This is a genomic window from Pseudomonas sp. KNUC1026, assembly GCF_021650705.1.
Classification (GTDB): Bacteria; Pseudomonadota; Gammaproteobacteria; order Pseudomonadales; family Pseudomonadaceae; genus Aquipseudomonas.
In genome coordinates, this window is sequence record NZ_CP087138.1 from 4,667,700 (window position 1) to 4,683,794 (window position 16,095).

Sequence of the window (16,095 nt, forward strand, 5' to 3'; positions counted from 1 at the left end):
TCCCTCTGAAGTGGCTCGAAAAAGCAGCCAGTCGTAAGGAAGCGACCCAGAAGGTAACCCCCGGAGAAGTCCCCCATGAGCAGTGTTGTTGCCATCGTCAAAAGCATTGTTGGCCAGGTTGTCGCAGTGTCCCCTGAAGGGATCAAACGTGTGCTGGTCGAAGGCGATCGCCTTTTCGCAGGGGAGCAGGTCGAAACGGGGGCGGGCGGCGCAGTCACGCTGCAGTTGCAGGATGGGCGCACCCTTGACCTTGGCCGTGACAGCCTGTGGAGCGCATCGGCGCCGACGCGTGTGGAGGCAAGCCATGACAGCGAGCTGGCCAGCGCCGTCCAGGCGACTTCGGTAGAGGACTTGCAGAAGGCCATCGCCGCCGGTGCCGACCCGACGCAGGATCTGGAAGCGACTGCAGCCGGTAACGAGGCTGGCGACACCGGTGGCTCCGGCGGTGGCGGCCACAGCGTGGTGATGCTCAATGAAACCGCTGGCTCGGTCGACCCGACCGTGGGCTTTCAGACCTCCGGCTTCGACGGCCGTGAGCGCCTGAGCGCCGAGCAGACCGATGGCACGCCCGTGCGGCCTTCCACGCTGACCCTGAGCGCAACCTCTTCGATCACGGAAGACGGCGGCGTGCTCACCTACACCGCGACCCTGACCCAGGCGCCGCTGAGCCCATTGACTGTCACGCTGTCCAATGGCGCGACCATCGTTATCGCTGCCGGCCAGACCACCGGCTCGGTCAACGTGCCGATGGCCAACGAAAACACTCCGTACATCGACGCTCACAATCTCAATGTGACCGTTACCGGCACCAGCGGCGGTGCGGGCCTGGCGGTCACCGTCGACCCGACCCCGGCTACCACTCAGGTCACCGACACGCTGGATACCAGCTACGTGTCGATCAGCGGCTCGGCCTCGGTGAAAGAGGGCGCCGGCGCCACTTACACAGTGAGCATCACTGACGGCAACAACCAGCCGCTGGTGGCCAAAACCGACGTGACTGTGACCGTCAAATACAGCGGCACTGCCGACGGCCAGGACTTCACCGGTGAAACCCAGGTGGTGATCAAGGCCGGCTCGTCTTCGGCACAGCTGCCGGTTGCTGCCCTGAACGACAAGCTCATTGAAGGCACCGAGCACCTGATCGTCACCATCGACAGCGTTTCGCCTGCCACTGGCACTCGCGCAGGCGACTTCGAGCAACTGGCGATCGACCCACAGCGCAACAGCGTCGACACCAGCATCGTCGACCAGACCGCGCCGGCTGCTACCGGCTCGGGCGACACCCCGATCCAAGGCCGCGAAGACACCGCCACCACCCTCACCTGGGACAGCTTCAACGTCCAGAAGGGCAGCAGCAACGCTGACCTGGGTGTGCGCATCGACGGCGTGCCGAGCAATGGCACCCTGGTGCTGACCGTGGGCGGCGTGGAAACCACTCTCAAGGCCGGTGACATCGTTACCCAGGCGCAGTTGGCCAATGGCACGCTGGTATTCACCCCGGCAGCCGACCAGGCCAGCAGCCCAACCGACAGCTCGCTGTTCGGCTCCATCCAGTTCACCGCACTGAACAACGCTAGCTCCAGCGAGCCAGTGGTTGGCGAACAGGCCAAGATCGACCTGACCATCGTGGCCGTGGCCGACGCCCCGACCATCACTGTCGACCACCCGGCAACCGCCCCCTCCAATGGGGCTGGCACGCTGGTGAACGTGGCAGGCGATGAAGGCACCAGCATCGACATCGGCGGCTACGAGGTGAAGTTCAAGGACCAGGACGGCTCCGAGAACCACACCATCACCCTGAGCGGCCTGCAGGCCGGGCAAACCGTCAGCGACGGCACCCACACTGTGACGCTGGGTGCAGGCCAGACCAGCGTCGACGTGAGCGACTGGACGCTGTCGAAACTGACCTTCAACGCAGGTGACTATGTGTCGGGCAGCTACAGCCTGACCCTGACCGGCACTGCGGTTGAAAAATCGAACCAGGACACCGCCTCGACCAGCGTGCAGATCAACGTTCAGGTCAATGCCGTGGCCGACGCGCCGGCTATTCCGGTCGATCGCAGCGTCAATGGCTTCGAAGACAAGCCTATCGCCCTGGGCACGCTTGCCACCTACGCCGACAACGACGGCTCCGAAACCCATACCACGGTGCTCAGCGGCAACGCGCTGGTCACCGGTGCGCAGCTGACCGATGGCACCCACAGCGTCACCATCGGCAGCCAGACCTCGCTGGACGTCAGCGACTGGAACCTCGGTGCCATCCGCTACCAGGCTCCGCAGGACGCCAGTGGCACCTTCACCCTGACCGTCACCGGCACCTCTACGGAAGCCTCGAACAACGCGACCAGCAGCAGCGTCGGCACCATCACCATCAATGTAGCGCCGGTTACCGACATCCCGACTTTGGCGCTCGGCGACCGCAGCTGGGCCATCAGCACCAACTTCGACAGCATCGGCGCGTCGCTGAACGTGCCAGTGCGCAACATCGGTAACGGCGAATGGACCACCGGCAACAGTGGCAATCAGGTCGAAATCCAAAGTGGCAGGGCCTTCGGCCTGCCCACCGATACGCATGTGATCGAGCTGGAGCGCAACCGCGGCGATGCCAGTGACTTGAGCACCAAAGTCGCCAACACTGCGGCCAACAGTGTCTACACCCTGAACTTCGACTACTCGCCTCGCAGCGGCAGCCTGGGCAACGATTCCGAAATCAAGGTGATGTGGGATGGCAAGGTCGTTGCCACGCTCAACACCAGCCAGCTTGGCCTGCAGCACTACAGCCTGGTGCTGCCGACCAACGCCGGCGGCGACAAGACCCTGACCTTCGTGGCCAGCGACCACAACTCCGTGGGTGGCGTGCTCGGCAACATCTCTCTGAGCACTGCCAACAACACCGGCGTGCAAGGCGCGCAGATCGCCTTGCAACCTATTACCGCGCACACTGAACGACATCGACGGTTCCGAGTCGTTGAAGGTGATGATCAGCGGCCTGCCGGAGGGCGCGACCCTGCGTTCGGGCAATGACGTGTTCGTCGCCAGCGCCGGCAATACCTCGGTTGACGTCGCCAACTGGAACCTCGCCACGCTGACCTACCAGGCGCCCGCTGGCGCTGCGACCGGTGACGTGCAACTGACCGTGACGGCCATCGCCCAGGACGGCAACGCCGCACCCGAGGCGGTGAGCACGCCGTTGACCGTGCATGTGCTGGCCAATGCCGATGCCCCGGTCATCACCTTGCAAACCGTGGGCGTGACTGAAAACTCGGCCGTCGAACATCAGGTCGTCGGCAACTTCAGCACCTTCGACGCCAACGGCGACGCGGTGACTGTGCGCTTCACCCCTGGCAGTGCCGGCACTGACGCATCGGGCGCCAACACCTATTACCAGGTCGTCGGCAACACCGTGCAGCTCACTCAAGCGGGTGCCGACTACGTCAATCTGGGTAACAAACTGCCGCAGATTGGCCTGACCGTCACCGACTCGACCCTGCTCACCGGCAACACCACCGGCACCCCGATGACCACGCTGGTCAACGATGCCCCTGTGGTAACCGACAGCGGTAGCGTGTTCCAGGAAAACCACGACCCGGTCGCGCTGGTCAGCCGCCTGAGCATCACCGACGAAGACAGCGCCAACCTGAGCAAGGCCACCATCACCGTCAGCAAGGCGGCCGGCACCGACGTGATCGGCTTCCCGGGCGCCAACGGCACCTTCGAAGGCATCAGCTACAGCCAATCGTTCGCCAACGGCACCTGGACCATTCAGTTGAGCGGTGAGGCCCCGAAAAGCGCCTATCAGGACCTGATCAGCCAGCTGACCTTCAGCACCGGCGACCAGCATCCGCCAAGCACCGAACCGCGCCAGGTCAGCGTCAGCGTGACCGACGCTGGCGGCGACGGCCTGCCTGCGGTCAGCTCCGACCAGCCGGCTGTCAGCACCATCGAAGTACAGCAGCAGGTCACCTTGCAACTGGTCGCCAATGCGCCAGCCAATGCCAAGGAAGGTGACCCCATCACCTACACCGTCAAGCTGATCGACAGCGCCGGCAACCCGGTCGTGGCGACCCAGCCGATCCACGTGACGCTGGAAAAGGGCGGCGACGTGGTGATCCCGGCCGGCGCCAGCAGCTCCGCGCCGAGCCAGCCTGTGGCGGCGCCGGATGACATGTATCAAGGCGGCAGCGTTGCCGAGAACCACATCGTCAGCAACGACGCATCGCAGCCGAACCTGAAGGTCGACGGCCAGGTGAACACCCCCGTTGCCGATGACAACGACGTGACAACCGTCACCCTGACCACCGCGCCGAGCGTGAACGAAGGCCAGGTGGCCACCTTCACTCTGCAGTTCAGCAACGCCGACGGCGCACCGACCCGTAGCGAAACCACCGTGAGCCTGAGCTACTCGGGCAAGGCTGCTGACGGTTCGGACTTCACTGGCGTGACCAGCGTGAAGGTCCCGGCCGGTGTGACCAGCTTCCCGATCGAGCTGCCGATCAAGGCCGACGGCCTCATCGAGGGCGCTGAAACGCTGACCGTGAAGGTCACCGGCGTAGCCGATTCGGGTTACGAGAGCGTGGATTATTCCGCCGCTCAAGCCACCACCACCATCGTCGACGGCGACAAGCCTGTTGTGGCTGGCAATGAAGTTGAAGGTGACGAGGCGACCCCGCTGACCCTCAACTGGGCCAATTTCAACGTCAGCGGCCAGGCGCAGGACGCCTCGGCCTGGACCGTGAAAATCACCACCCTGCCCACCAACGGTGTGCTGGCCCTGGGCGGCACCGCCGTGACCGCCGGCCAGGTGATCAGCAAGCAGGACATCGATAGCGGCAAGCTGACCTTCACGCCCAAGGCGCACGAATCCGGCAGCCCCGACTACAGCGACAGCAGCAGCGAAGGCGACCAGAAGTCGCACTACGACTCGCTGACTTTCGAGGCCAGCAACAACGGCCAGAGCAGTGGCAACGCCACCTTGCTGCTGGACGTCAACCCGATCGCCAACGCCCCGACCCTGAGCGTAGCGCTGCCCGACGCAGCCCCGACCGGCTTCAACAAAGTCACCTGGCAGGTCAGCTCGTCCGATTTCGACACGCTCGGCCATGGCGGCGGCGGTGCCGCACCGCAAACGCTGGTCGATACGCTGCGCACTCCGCCCAGCGATACCACCGTGCAGCACCTGAACGGCGTACCGGCGATCGACAGCGCCGGTAACGTTGCCCAGCAGACCGCCACCAAATACTTCGGCCTGGTCTACCTCGAAGCGGGCAAGGCCTACAGCTTCGGCGGCACCGCCGACGACAGCCTGGCGGTAGTCGTCGGTGGCAAGACCGTCGCTTCGGCGCAATGGAGCTCGGTGGTCAATGGCCAGAGCGGCGGCATCAGCGGCAGCTTCACGCCGCAGGCCAGCGGCTACTACGAAGTGGACATCTACCACTTCAACCAGAACGGCCCAGGCAGCTACAACGTCACCGTTGCAGTCGATGGCGGCGCGGCCAAGAGCCTGGCCGACAGCGGCCTGCTCACCTATACCGGTGCCGATCAGCTGGGCAGCAGCGCTGCCCACCACGTGCTGAACAACGGTGAGGGTTACTACACCGTCAGCACCATCAACCATGGCCTGGAACACGAGTGGATCAAGCTGAGCAACCTCTCGGCTACCTTCGTCGACAACGACGGTTCGGAAATCCACCGGGTCAGCCTGTCCGGTGTACCGGAAGGCACCATCCTCAAGGCCTTCGACACCGCGGGCGGCGAGCACCTGATGACCTCCGACGGCAAAACGCCGCTGGACCTCACCGGGATGAACCTGAACAGCCTGAGCCTGCTGACCAAACCAGGCCAGGCCGGCAGCTTCGAGCTCACCCTCGGTGGCTCCGCACAGGAAAGCGTCAGCCCAGTGGTTGCCGAAGGCCAGAGCCAGACCTTCACCGTGGTGGTCGATGCGGTAAACCACGCACCGAGCATCAGCATCACCTCCACTACGCCAGTGGCCGAGCATGCGGCCCAGGCCGATCAGGTCGTTGCCACCTACACCGCCGCCGACCCTGACAACCAGGCACCTGTCGTTACCCTGACCAACAACGACAAGGGCTATTACGCACTCAAGGACGGCCAGGTCGTGCTGACCCAGGCCGGTGCCGACTGGGTGAATGCTGGCAACAAACTGCCGGACGTCAGCCTGCACGCTGCCGATGCGATGGACCCATCGCTGGGCGCCGATGACCGCGCGCCCGTCACCACCAACCTGGTGAACGACGCCCCGCTGGTGAGCGACGCGGCTACCGTCAACTTCACCGAGAAGCAGGCGGCCGTGGCCCTGTTCGATGGCCTGACCATCAAGGACAGCGACAACAGCACCCTGGACCACGCCACCCTCACCCTCAAAGGCTTCCAGCCGGGTGACGCGTTCAGCTCCAGCTACACCAACGGTGCAGTGCTGCAGCCTTCGGGCAGCGTGACCGTCGATGGCCAGCAGATCACTTACCAGACCGCCGTGCAGAATGGCGCGATGGTGGTGACCCTGACCGGCCCGGCCTCGATCGATGCCTTCCAGAAGCTGCTCAGCTCGGTGCAATTCTCCGTACCGGGCGACGCGCCGAACACCGCGCCGCGCAGTATCGACCTGACCGTGACCGACATCGGCACCCCGGGCGGGGACGGTTCGGACAAGGCCACCTCGCTCGTAGCCCACACCGATGTGACCGTGACCGCCGTCAACGACGCGCCGACCATCAGCATCGTCCAGACCCTGCCAGTCACCGAGCACCAGGCCAGCGCCGACCAGGTGGTGGCTCGCTACACCGCAGTCGACCCTGACGGCCCGACCCCGGCACCTGTGGTCAGCTTGACCAATAACGGCCAGGGTTACTACGCCATCAAGGACGGCCAGGTCGTGCTGACGCAGACCGGTGCCGACTGGGTGAACGCCGGTAACAAACTGCCGGACGTGAGCCTGCATGTGGCCGATGGCACGGACAGCACCTTGGGCAACGACGCCACCGCGCCGGTCACCACCAACCTGGTGAACGACGCCCCGCTGGTGAACGATGCTGCCACCGTGACCTTCACCGAGAAGCAAGGCGCCGTGGCCCTGTTCGATGGCCTGACCATCAAGGACAGCGACAACAGCACCCTGGACCACGCCACCCTCACCCTCAAAGGCTTCCAGCCGGGTGACGCGTTCAGCTCCAGCTACACCAACGGTGCAGTGCTGCAGCCTTCGGGCAGCGTGACCGTCGATGGCCAGCAGATCACTTACCAGACCGCCGTGCAGAACGGCGCGATGGTGGTGACCCTGACCGGCCCGGCGTCTATCGATGCCTTCCAGAAGCTGCTCAGCTCCGTGCAGTTCTCCGTACCGGGCGACGCGCCGAACACCGCGCCGCGCAGCGTCGAGCTGACCGTGACCGATATCGGCACGCCGGGTGGCGACGGTTCGGACAAGGCCACCTCGCTGATTGCCAAGACCGACGTCACCGTCACCGCCGTCAATGACGCGCCGGTGGCCAACGATGACCCGAGCCTGGTCAGCGGCCTCAAGGGCCAGTACTTCAGCTGGAGCGACTCGGCGCAGGGCGCCAACCTCACCAGCGTTGCCCAGGCGGTCAAGTACATCGCCGGCAATGGCCCGACCGCGACCTTCAACGCGACCCTGATCGACTTCGGCAGCGTTGCGCAGACCCGCGTGAACAACGACCTGGGCCGCTCCGACAGCACCACCGACAACCTCAGCAAGTTCCTGGGCGTGAACGTCGCAGGCGTCACGGCGCATGCCACTGACCTGAGCAGCACCCACACCAGCAGCTCGGACGCCATCCTCAAGCTGACCGGCGTGGTCGGGCTGGACGCCGGCAACTACACCCTCAAGGTCACGGCCGATGACGGTTATCAGATCCTCATCGACGGCAAGCAGGTGGCGGTGTTCGACGCCAACACCACCTCGCGCAGCGGCACGTTCGACTTCAACGTCGCCGGCAGCGGCGCCCATGACATCCAGATCATCTACTGGGACCAGGGCGGCAGCGCCAACCTCACCGTCGAGGTGAAGTCGGCCACCGGCAATTACGCCGTATTGGGCAGCAGCGCCTATCCGGTCAGCTACAACCCGCTCAGCACCACCGAGAGCCAGGCGCTGACCATCAAGGCAAGCACCCTGCTGGCCAACGACACCGATGTGGACACCGCCCACGATCAGCTGAAGATCGTCGGCGTGAGCAGCAACGTGGTCGATGCCAAGGGCAATGTGGTCGGCACCGCAGTGCTGAGCGCTGATCAGCAAAGCGTGCTGTTCACGCCGAACAAGACGTTCGTGGGCGACGCCAGCTTTACCTACACCCTGAGCGACGGCGACAAAACTGCCGCCACAGACGCCAAGGTCACGGTGCACGTCTCCGCCGCTGCCCAGCCGACCATCGCCATCACGCCGGTGAGCATCACCGAGCACGCGATGAAGGCCAACGAAACCGTCGCAACCTACAAGACCCTGGACGGCGACACCGTCGCCAGCGCCCTGAAGGTGGCTTTCGCTGACGGCAGCAACAGCAACGGCTACTACCAGCTCAGCGGCAACAAGGTCACCCTGACCGCCGCCGGCGCTGCGTACGCCAATGCTGGCAACACGCTACCAAACGTCAGCCTGGTGGTCAGCGATGACCTGCACACCGGCACTGACAGCAAGGCACCGACGGTCACGCTCACCAACGCAGCCCCTACGGTAGAAATCAGCAGCCTGTCGCCGGCGCCGCATGCGCCGAAGGCCGGCGACACCGTCGCTACCTACCTGGGCAAAGACCAGGACGGTGACAAGGTGACCGTGACGCTGAAGTCGGGTAGCGATTCGGCCAAGTACTATCAGCTGGCCAGCGACGGGGTGAGCGTTGCCCTGACCCAGGCCGGTGTCGACTATTACAACTCGCACAAGGGCGCACTGCCTCTGCTGGAGCTGACCGCCTTCGACGGCCGTGCTACCGGCAATGGCAGCGGTACCCCGACCCTGAGCAACCAGGCGCCAGAGGTGACCGTCACCGCCATCGACTCGCAGCCGCACAACGCTGCCGTGGGCACCGTGGTCGGCAGCTACAGCGCCAGCGACAAGGACGCAGGCGACGCCAGCAAACTGGCCGTGAGCGTCAAGGCCAACGCTGACGGCGTGGTGTACTACAGCCTCGACACCGCGAACCAGAAGATCACCCTGACCCAGGCCGGTGTGGACTACTACAACAGCCACAACAAAACCCTGCCGGGCGTGACCCTGGTGGCCGACGACGGCCGTGCGACCGGTGAGGGTTCGGGCACCCCGAGCCTGACCCTGAGCAACGCCGCGCCGACCCTGACGCTGGACGCCAACCACCTGACCCAGCATGCGCCAGCTGCTGGCGACACCGTGGCCAGGTACAGCGCCAACGATGCCGACGGCGACCGACTGACCGTAGCCTTCAAGGCCGGCAGCAACACCAACGGCTACTACGCGCTAGACACCGCCAACAACGCGGTCACCCTGACCGACAAGGGCGTGGCGTACTACAACAGCCACAAAGGCGAACTGCCGCCGATCACCCTCGCCGCCACCGACGGCCGCGCCACTGCTGAAGCCAGCGACACCCCGACCCTGAGCAACCAGGCGCCGGAAGTCACCGTCACCAGCATCGACTCGCAGCCGCACAACGCTGCCGTGGGCACCGTGGTCGGCAGCTACAGCGCCAGCGACAAGGACGCAGGCGATGCCAGCAAACTGGCCGTGAGCGTCAAGGCCAACGCTGACGGCGTGGTGTACTACAGCCTCGACACCGCCAACCAGAAGATCACCCTGACCCAGGCCGGTGTGGACTACTACAACAGCCACAACAAAACCCTGCCGGGCGTGACCCTGGTGGCCGACGACGGCCGTGCGACCGGTGAAGGTTCGGGCACTCCGAGCCTGACCCTGAGCAACAACCCGCCAGTGGCCAACGATGACTACCTGGTTCAGAACGGCCTGAAGTCCGAGTTCTACAACTATCAGGAAAACAGCGGCCAGGGCCGCCCGAACCTGACCAGCGTGTCGCAGGTGCTGGCGTGGATCGCCGGCAACACGCCCAACGCGACGTTCAACGCCAACAAGATCGACTTCGGCAGTGTCAGCGACAACCTGGGGCACTACGACAGCTCGAACAACAGCCTGGTCAAGTTCCTGACCAACAACTCGGCTGCCAACCAGGGCAACTACGACAGCCTCTCGGGCAAGCAGATCGACTCTTCGGACGCGATCCTGAACATGACCGGCCAGGTACAGCTGAACGCGGGCACTTATGCGCTGCGCGTAACCGCTGACGATGGCTACATGGTGCTGATCGACGGCAAGCTGGCCGCAGTGTATGACGGCATTACCTCGCAGGCGGTGAACAACTTCAGCTTCTCGGTCGCCAACTCCGGGTTGCACGACATCCAGGTGGTCTACTGGGATCAGGGCGGCTATGCCGCACTGAAGATCGAGCTGGGCAGCAGCCTGAGCACCCTCAAAGTGCTGGGTGACACGGCCTCGCCGCTGAGCCACAACCTGCTGACCGTCAGCGAGAACCTCCACAGCGACAACCTGCACAGCCTGACCATCAAGGCCGCAGACCTGCTGAAGAACGATACCGACGCCGATCAGGGCGATGTGTTGAGCATCAGCTCTGTGCACAATGGCCAGCACGGCACCGTAACGCTGGACACCAACGGCAATGTGATCTTCACGCCGGAGGCCGGTTACTCGGGCCCGGCGACCTTCACCTACACCGTGTGGGACCAGCGCACCAATGGCGTGAAAGATGCCACCGTGACTGTGCAGGTGACCCCGGTCGCCCCGGCACTGGACCTGGACAGCGGCGTTGCCGGTACCGGCCACAACGTGAGCTATGCCGCCAACCATGACGGCGTGTCGGTCAGCGACAAGGCAACCATCACCCTGGACGACGCCGGCATCAAGGGCGCAACCATCGCGATCAACAACGCGCAGGTGGGCGACCACTTGAACGTTGGCAGCCTGCCAAGCGGCGTCAATGCTGTGCTGTCTGCCGATGGCAGCCAGGTTGTGCTCAGCGGCACCGCCACCGCTGCGCAGTACCAGGACGCGATCAAGGCGATCACCTTCAGCAACACCGCCGATGTGGCCAGCGACAGCACCCGCACTATCTCGGTGACCGTGCAGGACGTCTTCGGTGCGGCCTCGAACGTGGCTAACACTACCGTTTCGGTGTCCAAGTCGGTCTACACCTACACCGACGGCTCACCGAATGCCGACACCCTCAACGGCACAAGCAACAACGACATCATCGTCGGCGACAAGGCCCAGAGCACGGTGACCCCGGCCAAGGACGCCAACGTGGCGTTCATCGTCGACGTGTCCGGCAGCATGCGCGGCAAGTACACCCAGGAGCAGGATGCGCTGGTGGCCGCGATCAAGCAGCTGCGTAACGACATGACCTCGAGCCAGAACATCAAGGTCGGGATCATCACGTTCTCTGACCATGCGCTCGACTCGACCATCGTGCTCACCAAGAACATGACGGACAGCCAGATCAGCACCGCAGTTGCCAACGCCACGAACAACTCGACCAAGGGCGGCGCTACCAACTACGAGGAAGCGTTCAAGGACACGGCGAACTGGTTCATCAACAACGGCACCTCCGGGGCGGTCAACCAGACCTTCTTCATCACCGACGGCCAGCCCAACCGCTACCTGATCAACGAAGGTACCGCTTCCGGTGGCAACGCAACGCGGGTTGCCGACGGCCATGGCGGCTATCAGATGGCTAACGAGGTGTCTGCTGCAAGTGGTTTGGCCAGCAACACCAAGGAAGGCTGGGACCTGCTCGTGGCGCAGTCGCCGACGGTCAACGCCGTGGGCTTGAGCACCGACCAGAACCAGGGCACCGACCTGAGCTCGTTGAACAACTACGACACCAGTGGCCACGCGGCGCTGAATGTGACTCTGGACAACCTCTCCAGCGTGATTGCCAGCAAGACCGTGACCGCACAGCCGGCCAACGATGTGATCAACGGCGGGGAGGGCAACGACATCCTCTTCGGCGACACGATCTTCTTCAACGGCATCAACCCGGCCGACGGCCTTGGGACCTCGGTGATCAAGGCGTACGTTGCCGAGAAGGTGGGCCACACCGCTTCCGACTCGGAGATCTACACCTACATCAAAGGCCACCTGGGCGAGTTCAACCTGGGCAGCAGCGGCGGTGACGACACCCTCAACGGCGGCAACGGCAATGACATCCTGTTCGGCCAGGCGGGCAATGACACCCTCAACGGCGGCAATGGCGATGACATTCTGATCGGCGGCAAGGGCAACGACATCCTCACCGGCGGTGACGGTGCCGATACCTTCATGTGGCTGCGTGGCGACCTGAACGTCGACACCACCGACAGCAAGGGTGCGGTGCAGAAGGGCGCTGACGTGATCACCGACTTCAGCAATGCCCAGGGCGACACCATCGACCTGACCGACCTGCTCAAGGACCACGCCGACGACCTCACGGCCAACCTCGGCAAATACCTGCAGATCGCCAAGGACAGCAGTGGTGCCACCGAGCTGTTGATCAGCACCACCGGCAAGCTCACCACGGCGGCCACCACCTCTGCCAACGATGTGCAGAAGGCGACCACCGCCAACGAAAGCCAGGCTGACGTGACGATCAAGGTGCATGGTGACGGTGCCGGCTGGACCAACAACTCGCTGGCCCAACTGATCCACGACAGCACCATCAAGGTTGACCATCACTGATGCAACCCACGCCTGGCCTTCACCGGCCGGGCGATTTATCGGTACATCGGCTAGGGCTGTATCATCCGGCCGGCGGCTGGCCTATCCTTCGCGGGCGGCCGATCGCCAGCCGTTTCTTTGAGGGCAAGGCTCATGTTTTACGTACAGCGTGACGCACACGGCAAACTGTCGCGAGTCGAGGCCGAGGCGTTCGCCGAAGCGACCGATACGCTGCTGGCTGACAACGTCGAGATTCAGGAGTGGTTCACCAGCCAGACCGCGCTGCGCAGCCTTGAGCAGCTGCGCCAGAGCGACCTGGAGATGATTCGGGTGCTGGATGACCTGATCCAGCTGCTGGTGGAAAAAGGCGTGATTACCGTCACCGACCTGCCGCAGGCGGCATTGGCCAAGCTGACCGGCCGTACCCAGGCGCGCGAATCGCTGGGCAGCGCTTCGGCGCGGTTGATCAACGATGAGGAGACGCCGTTGATCTGAAGTTTGTGTGTCGCCCGCTGCACGGCGCCCGTTACACGGCGTCCGGCAAGCCGGCCTCCCACTTCAGAACCACTGCAGTTCATCTAGACCACGGCAGTCCACCCAGTGGGAGGGCGGCTTGCCGCGCGACGCGCCGAGCTTCCAGGCACCTACCGCAGCAACCCGAACATCCCCACTGCCGCCTTGCGCACCCGCTCCATCTCGCGGCTGATAGAAAAATCCCCCGCCTCTCGGCGCCGCCGGCCCAGCTGCACATTCACCGCATTGGCATACTGCTCCTGCACCCGCTCCACCAAGCCGTGCAGGTTGAACGGCGCCTTGCCCGCGGGCAGGGCCACAGCCACCATGCCCGGTAATGCCAGCAACTGCTCGTTCCACGCCTTGGCCTCCACCACAGCCTGCGACGCGGCACTGCCGTCACTCAGGGAGAACGGTTCTTGCCAGCTCCCGGCCGGTACCAACCGGTCGATTTGATTGAGCACACCGATCAGAATCGGCGGCGAGGCCTCAGGGTGTTCAGCGAACCAGTCATCCAGCTCACGGCGAAACGCCTGATCCAGCCCACGTGCTGGCTGGTTGGCCTTGAGTACCCAGAGCACCAGGTCGCATTGCCGCACCTGCTCGAACACCAGGTCATGCACCTTCTTGCTGCCATCGAGCCCTGGCAGGTCGATCAGGCGCAAATCAGGTGCGCCCTCCACTGCGCAAGCGTGCACAGTGACGCCATCGGTAGCCGGCAGTGCGCTGATTTCCGCCCTCAAGCTATCGCTCAGCGCATTGACCAACGACGACTTGCCTGCCCCTACTTGACCCAACAACCCGATACGCACCGGGTCGAGCTCGGGCGCCTGGCGCTCCTGATCCTTCTGAGTGACCCGCCCAGGCTTGAGCTGGCCATCGTCAACACGAAAGTGCCCACCGTACAGGTCAACGGCCGCGCGCAGCACTTCGAGCAGCAGCAAATACTTCAAACGGCTCTGCAACTCCGTGCTCAGCCCGCTGAAAACCTCGCCTCGCAGCTGCGTCAGCATCTCCGCCAGCACGCCCTGCGGCGAAAACATCCGCAGCGCCCGGTAGCCCTTGAATACCTTCATCGCCAGCGGCCCGTAGCGCTCCACCTGATCGTTGAGGTTCATCAAGGTCGACAGGCGAATGTGCTCCACGCCCGGCACATGGGCCTGGAGCACTCGCCGGTAGCGGCGGCTGACCTGCTCACAAATGGCCAGCATCTCCGGCGCAGTGAACGCCCATTGTGCGTAGCGCGCATCGTCGTGATAGCGGCCGGCAACTTCACGCACTATCGCCAAGGCATGCTGGGGCAGCGCCTGCCAGGCGGGTTCCTCCTTGAGCAGGCCCGCTACCACGGGCAGGGTTTCGCGCTGGATGGCGCGATCCCGCTCGCGCCAGTAGTCCGGTACCTTGGCCTCTGCCTCCAGCGCATGCTCCACGGCGGGCGCGATGGATTGTTTGACCTTGCGCCGGGCCAGCAGCAGGCCAAGGCTCGACAGCAGAGTGCACACCAGCAGGATCGTGATGAACAGCAGCCAGCGGCCATCGCTGAACAGGCTGTACACACCAAAGCCTGCCAGCACCAGCAACGGAATCACCAACGACAGCAACGCGTAGGGCACGGCCCGGTCGGATAATCGCGCCAGGGCGCCCAAGGCACTAACGGCTCTTTTCATCGCGGGCCACCGGCACGATGTGGTCGAACGCTTGCTTGAAGCGCTCGCGCAGTTCCTGAGAGGTAATCGGCTCGCCGCGCTTGAGGCGGTAGAAGTACATGCACGCCGCCCGCCCCAGCGCGTAGGTGAAGCAGTAACTGGCCACCGCCGCTGAAGCGCCACCGACGGTCTGCCCCCACACCGGAATGAGCTTGGCCAACTGCCGCAGGCCCAGGCGCGAGGCGTACTGCACGCCGAAACCTGTCCCCATTGCAGCGGCGAACTCGCTGAGCAGCCGGCGGGTATATTCCAGCCCGTATTGATTGGCCAGGCTGTGCAGCATCTTCAACTGCACCGTGGGCACAGCCACCAGGCCCACTGCGGGTATCGCGTCGCAGGCACCGGCTGCACCGGCATACCACATCACCTCGCGCTTGAGTTCGCTGAAATTACGCTCCTCGGCATCACTGTGGCCCTGGTTGCGGAACAGCTCGAGGATGATCGGCAAACGCTCACCGAGCTTTTCCTTGAGCGCCTCAAGGTTCGCCGGCACCCCATCTGGGCCATTGAAGTCCACGGCCACGCTGTCCAGCGTGCCCCACACTGCTTCGACCTGCTGCTGGTTGTGGGCAATACAGCGCTGGCGCTCGATCTCGTTTTCGACCTGGTAGATGCCGGTATGCACCAACAGGGCCTCGCGGATGCGTCCCGAGCGTTTGATCTGCTTGAGCGCCTTCAGCACCTGCGACTGTTCGGGGTCTTCGGCTTTCATCACCACCAGCAGCGCATGGCTCGCACTTTCGCAGTTGGCGATGTCGGCGCTGGGGTCGTAGTCGGCTTCGGCCAGCCCGCGTGTGTCCATGAAGGCCAGCACCGGCGTTTGCGCCGGGTAGTCGTACTGCTCGGCTGTCAGGGTGCATGGGCGAAAGCCCGAGCCCACCTCCACCCGGTCCAGCCCTGTCAGCGCACGGATCAATGACGATTTGCCCGCACCGGTCTTGCCCAGCAGCCACACCGTTGGCAGTTGCTGGGCGCTGCGCTCGAACGCCGTTTGCGATGCGGGGTTCGCCTCCGGGTTCAGGCGGCGGTAAACGTGATCAAGGATTTTCATTCAAAGGCCCGTTCTGGCGGCTATTCCCGTTAGGTAAGCACGGCGGCGAAAAAGTCCCTGTGCCGCGCTGCGGCAATCTGACACGTGCGTAT

At 64.2% G+C, this 16,095-nt stretch carries 5 protein-coding genes; 3 read left to right on the forward strand and 2 right to left on the reverse strand.

Annotated elements, in window-relative coordinates; translation table 11 throughout:
- Nucleotides 1-75 precede the first annotated feature (75 nt).
- The 3 genes from LN139_RS22030 (at nt 76) to LN139_RS22040 (ending at nt 13,228) form a co-directional block, all read left to right on the forward strand.
- Nucleotides 76-3,024, forward strand: a complete 2,949-nt coding sequence (locus LN139_RS22030; protein ID WP_236356980.1) for a retention module-containing protein — start codon at nt 76-78, stop codon at nt 3,022-3,024.
- The gene (locus LN139_RS22035) at nt 2,978-12,754 is read left to right on the forward strand and encodes a cadherin-like domain-containing protein (protein WP_268944885.1); all 9,777 of its coding nucleotides are present in this window, start codon (nt 2,978-2,980) and stop codon (nt 12,752-12,754) included. The genes LN139_RS22030 and LN139_RS22035 overlap by 47 nt, the downstream gene beginning before the upstream one ends.
- Nucleotides 12,755-12,886: 132 nt before the next feature.
- The gene (locus LN139_RS22040; protein ID WP_236356982.1) at nt 12,887-13,228 is read left to right on the forward strand and encodes a tryptophan synthase subunit beta; all 342 of its coding nucleotides are present in this window, start codon (nt 12,887-12,889) and stop codon (nt 13,226-13,228) included.
- A 149-nt stretch (nt 13,229-13,377) separates the two neighbouring features.
- Here LN139_RS22040 and LN139_RS22045 read toward each other — a convergent pair whose 3' ends face one another.
- Nucleotides 13,378-14,913 (reverse strand): GTPase family protein, encoded by a 1,536-nt coding sequence (locus LN139_RS22045; RefSeq protein ID WP_236356984.1) that lies wholly within the window; start codon nt 14,911-14,913, stop codon nt 13,378-13,380.
- Entirely contained in the window at nt 14,897-16,003 is a 1,107-nt protein-coding gene (locus LN139_RS22050; protein ID WP_236356986.1) for a YcjF family protein, read from the reverse strand. The genes LN139_RS22045 and LN139_RS22050 overlap by 17 nt, the downstream gene beginning before the upstream one ends.
- Nucleotides 16,004-16,095 lie beyond the last annotated feature (92 nt).

Excerpts from the sequence above, each read along its gene's own strand:
- LN139_RS22030 (WP_236356980.1), top strand. The coding sequence starts at position 76 with ATGAGCAGTGTTGTTGCCATCGTCAAAAGCATTGTTGGCCAGGTTGTC.
- LN139_RS22050 (WP_236356986.1), bottom strand. The coding sequence starts at position 16,003 with ATGAAAATCCTTGATCACGTTTACCGCCGCCTGAACCCGGAGGCGAAC.
- LN139_RS22040 (WP_236356982.1), top strand. The coding sequence starts at position 12,887 with ATGTTTTACGTACAGCGTGACGCACACGGCAAACTGTCGCGAGTCGAG.
- LN139_RS22045 (WP_236356984.1), bottom strand. The coding sequence starts at position 14,913 with ATGAAAAGAGCCGTTAGTGCCTTGGGCGCCCTGGCGCGATTATCCGAC.
- LN139_RS22035 (WP_268944885.1), top strand. The coding sequence starts at position 2,978 with ATGATCAGCGGCCTGCCGGAGGGCGCGACCCTGCGTTCGGGCAATGAC.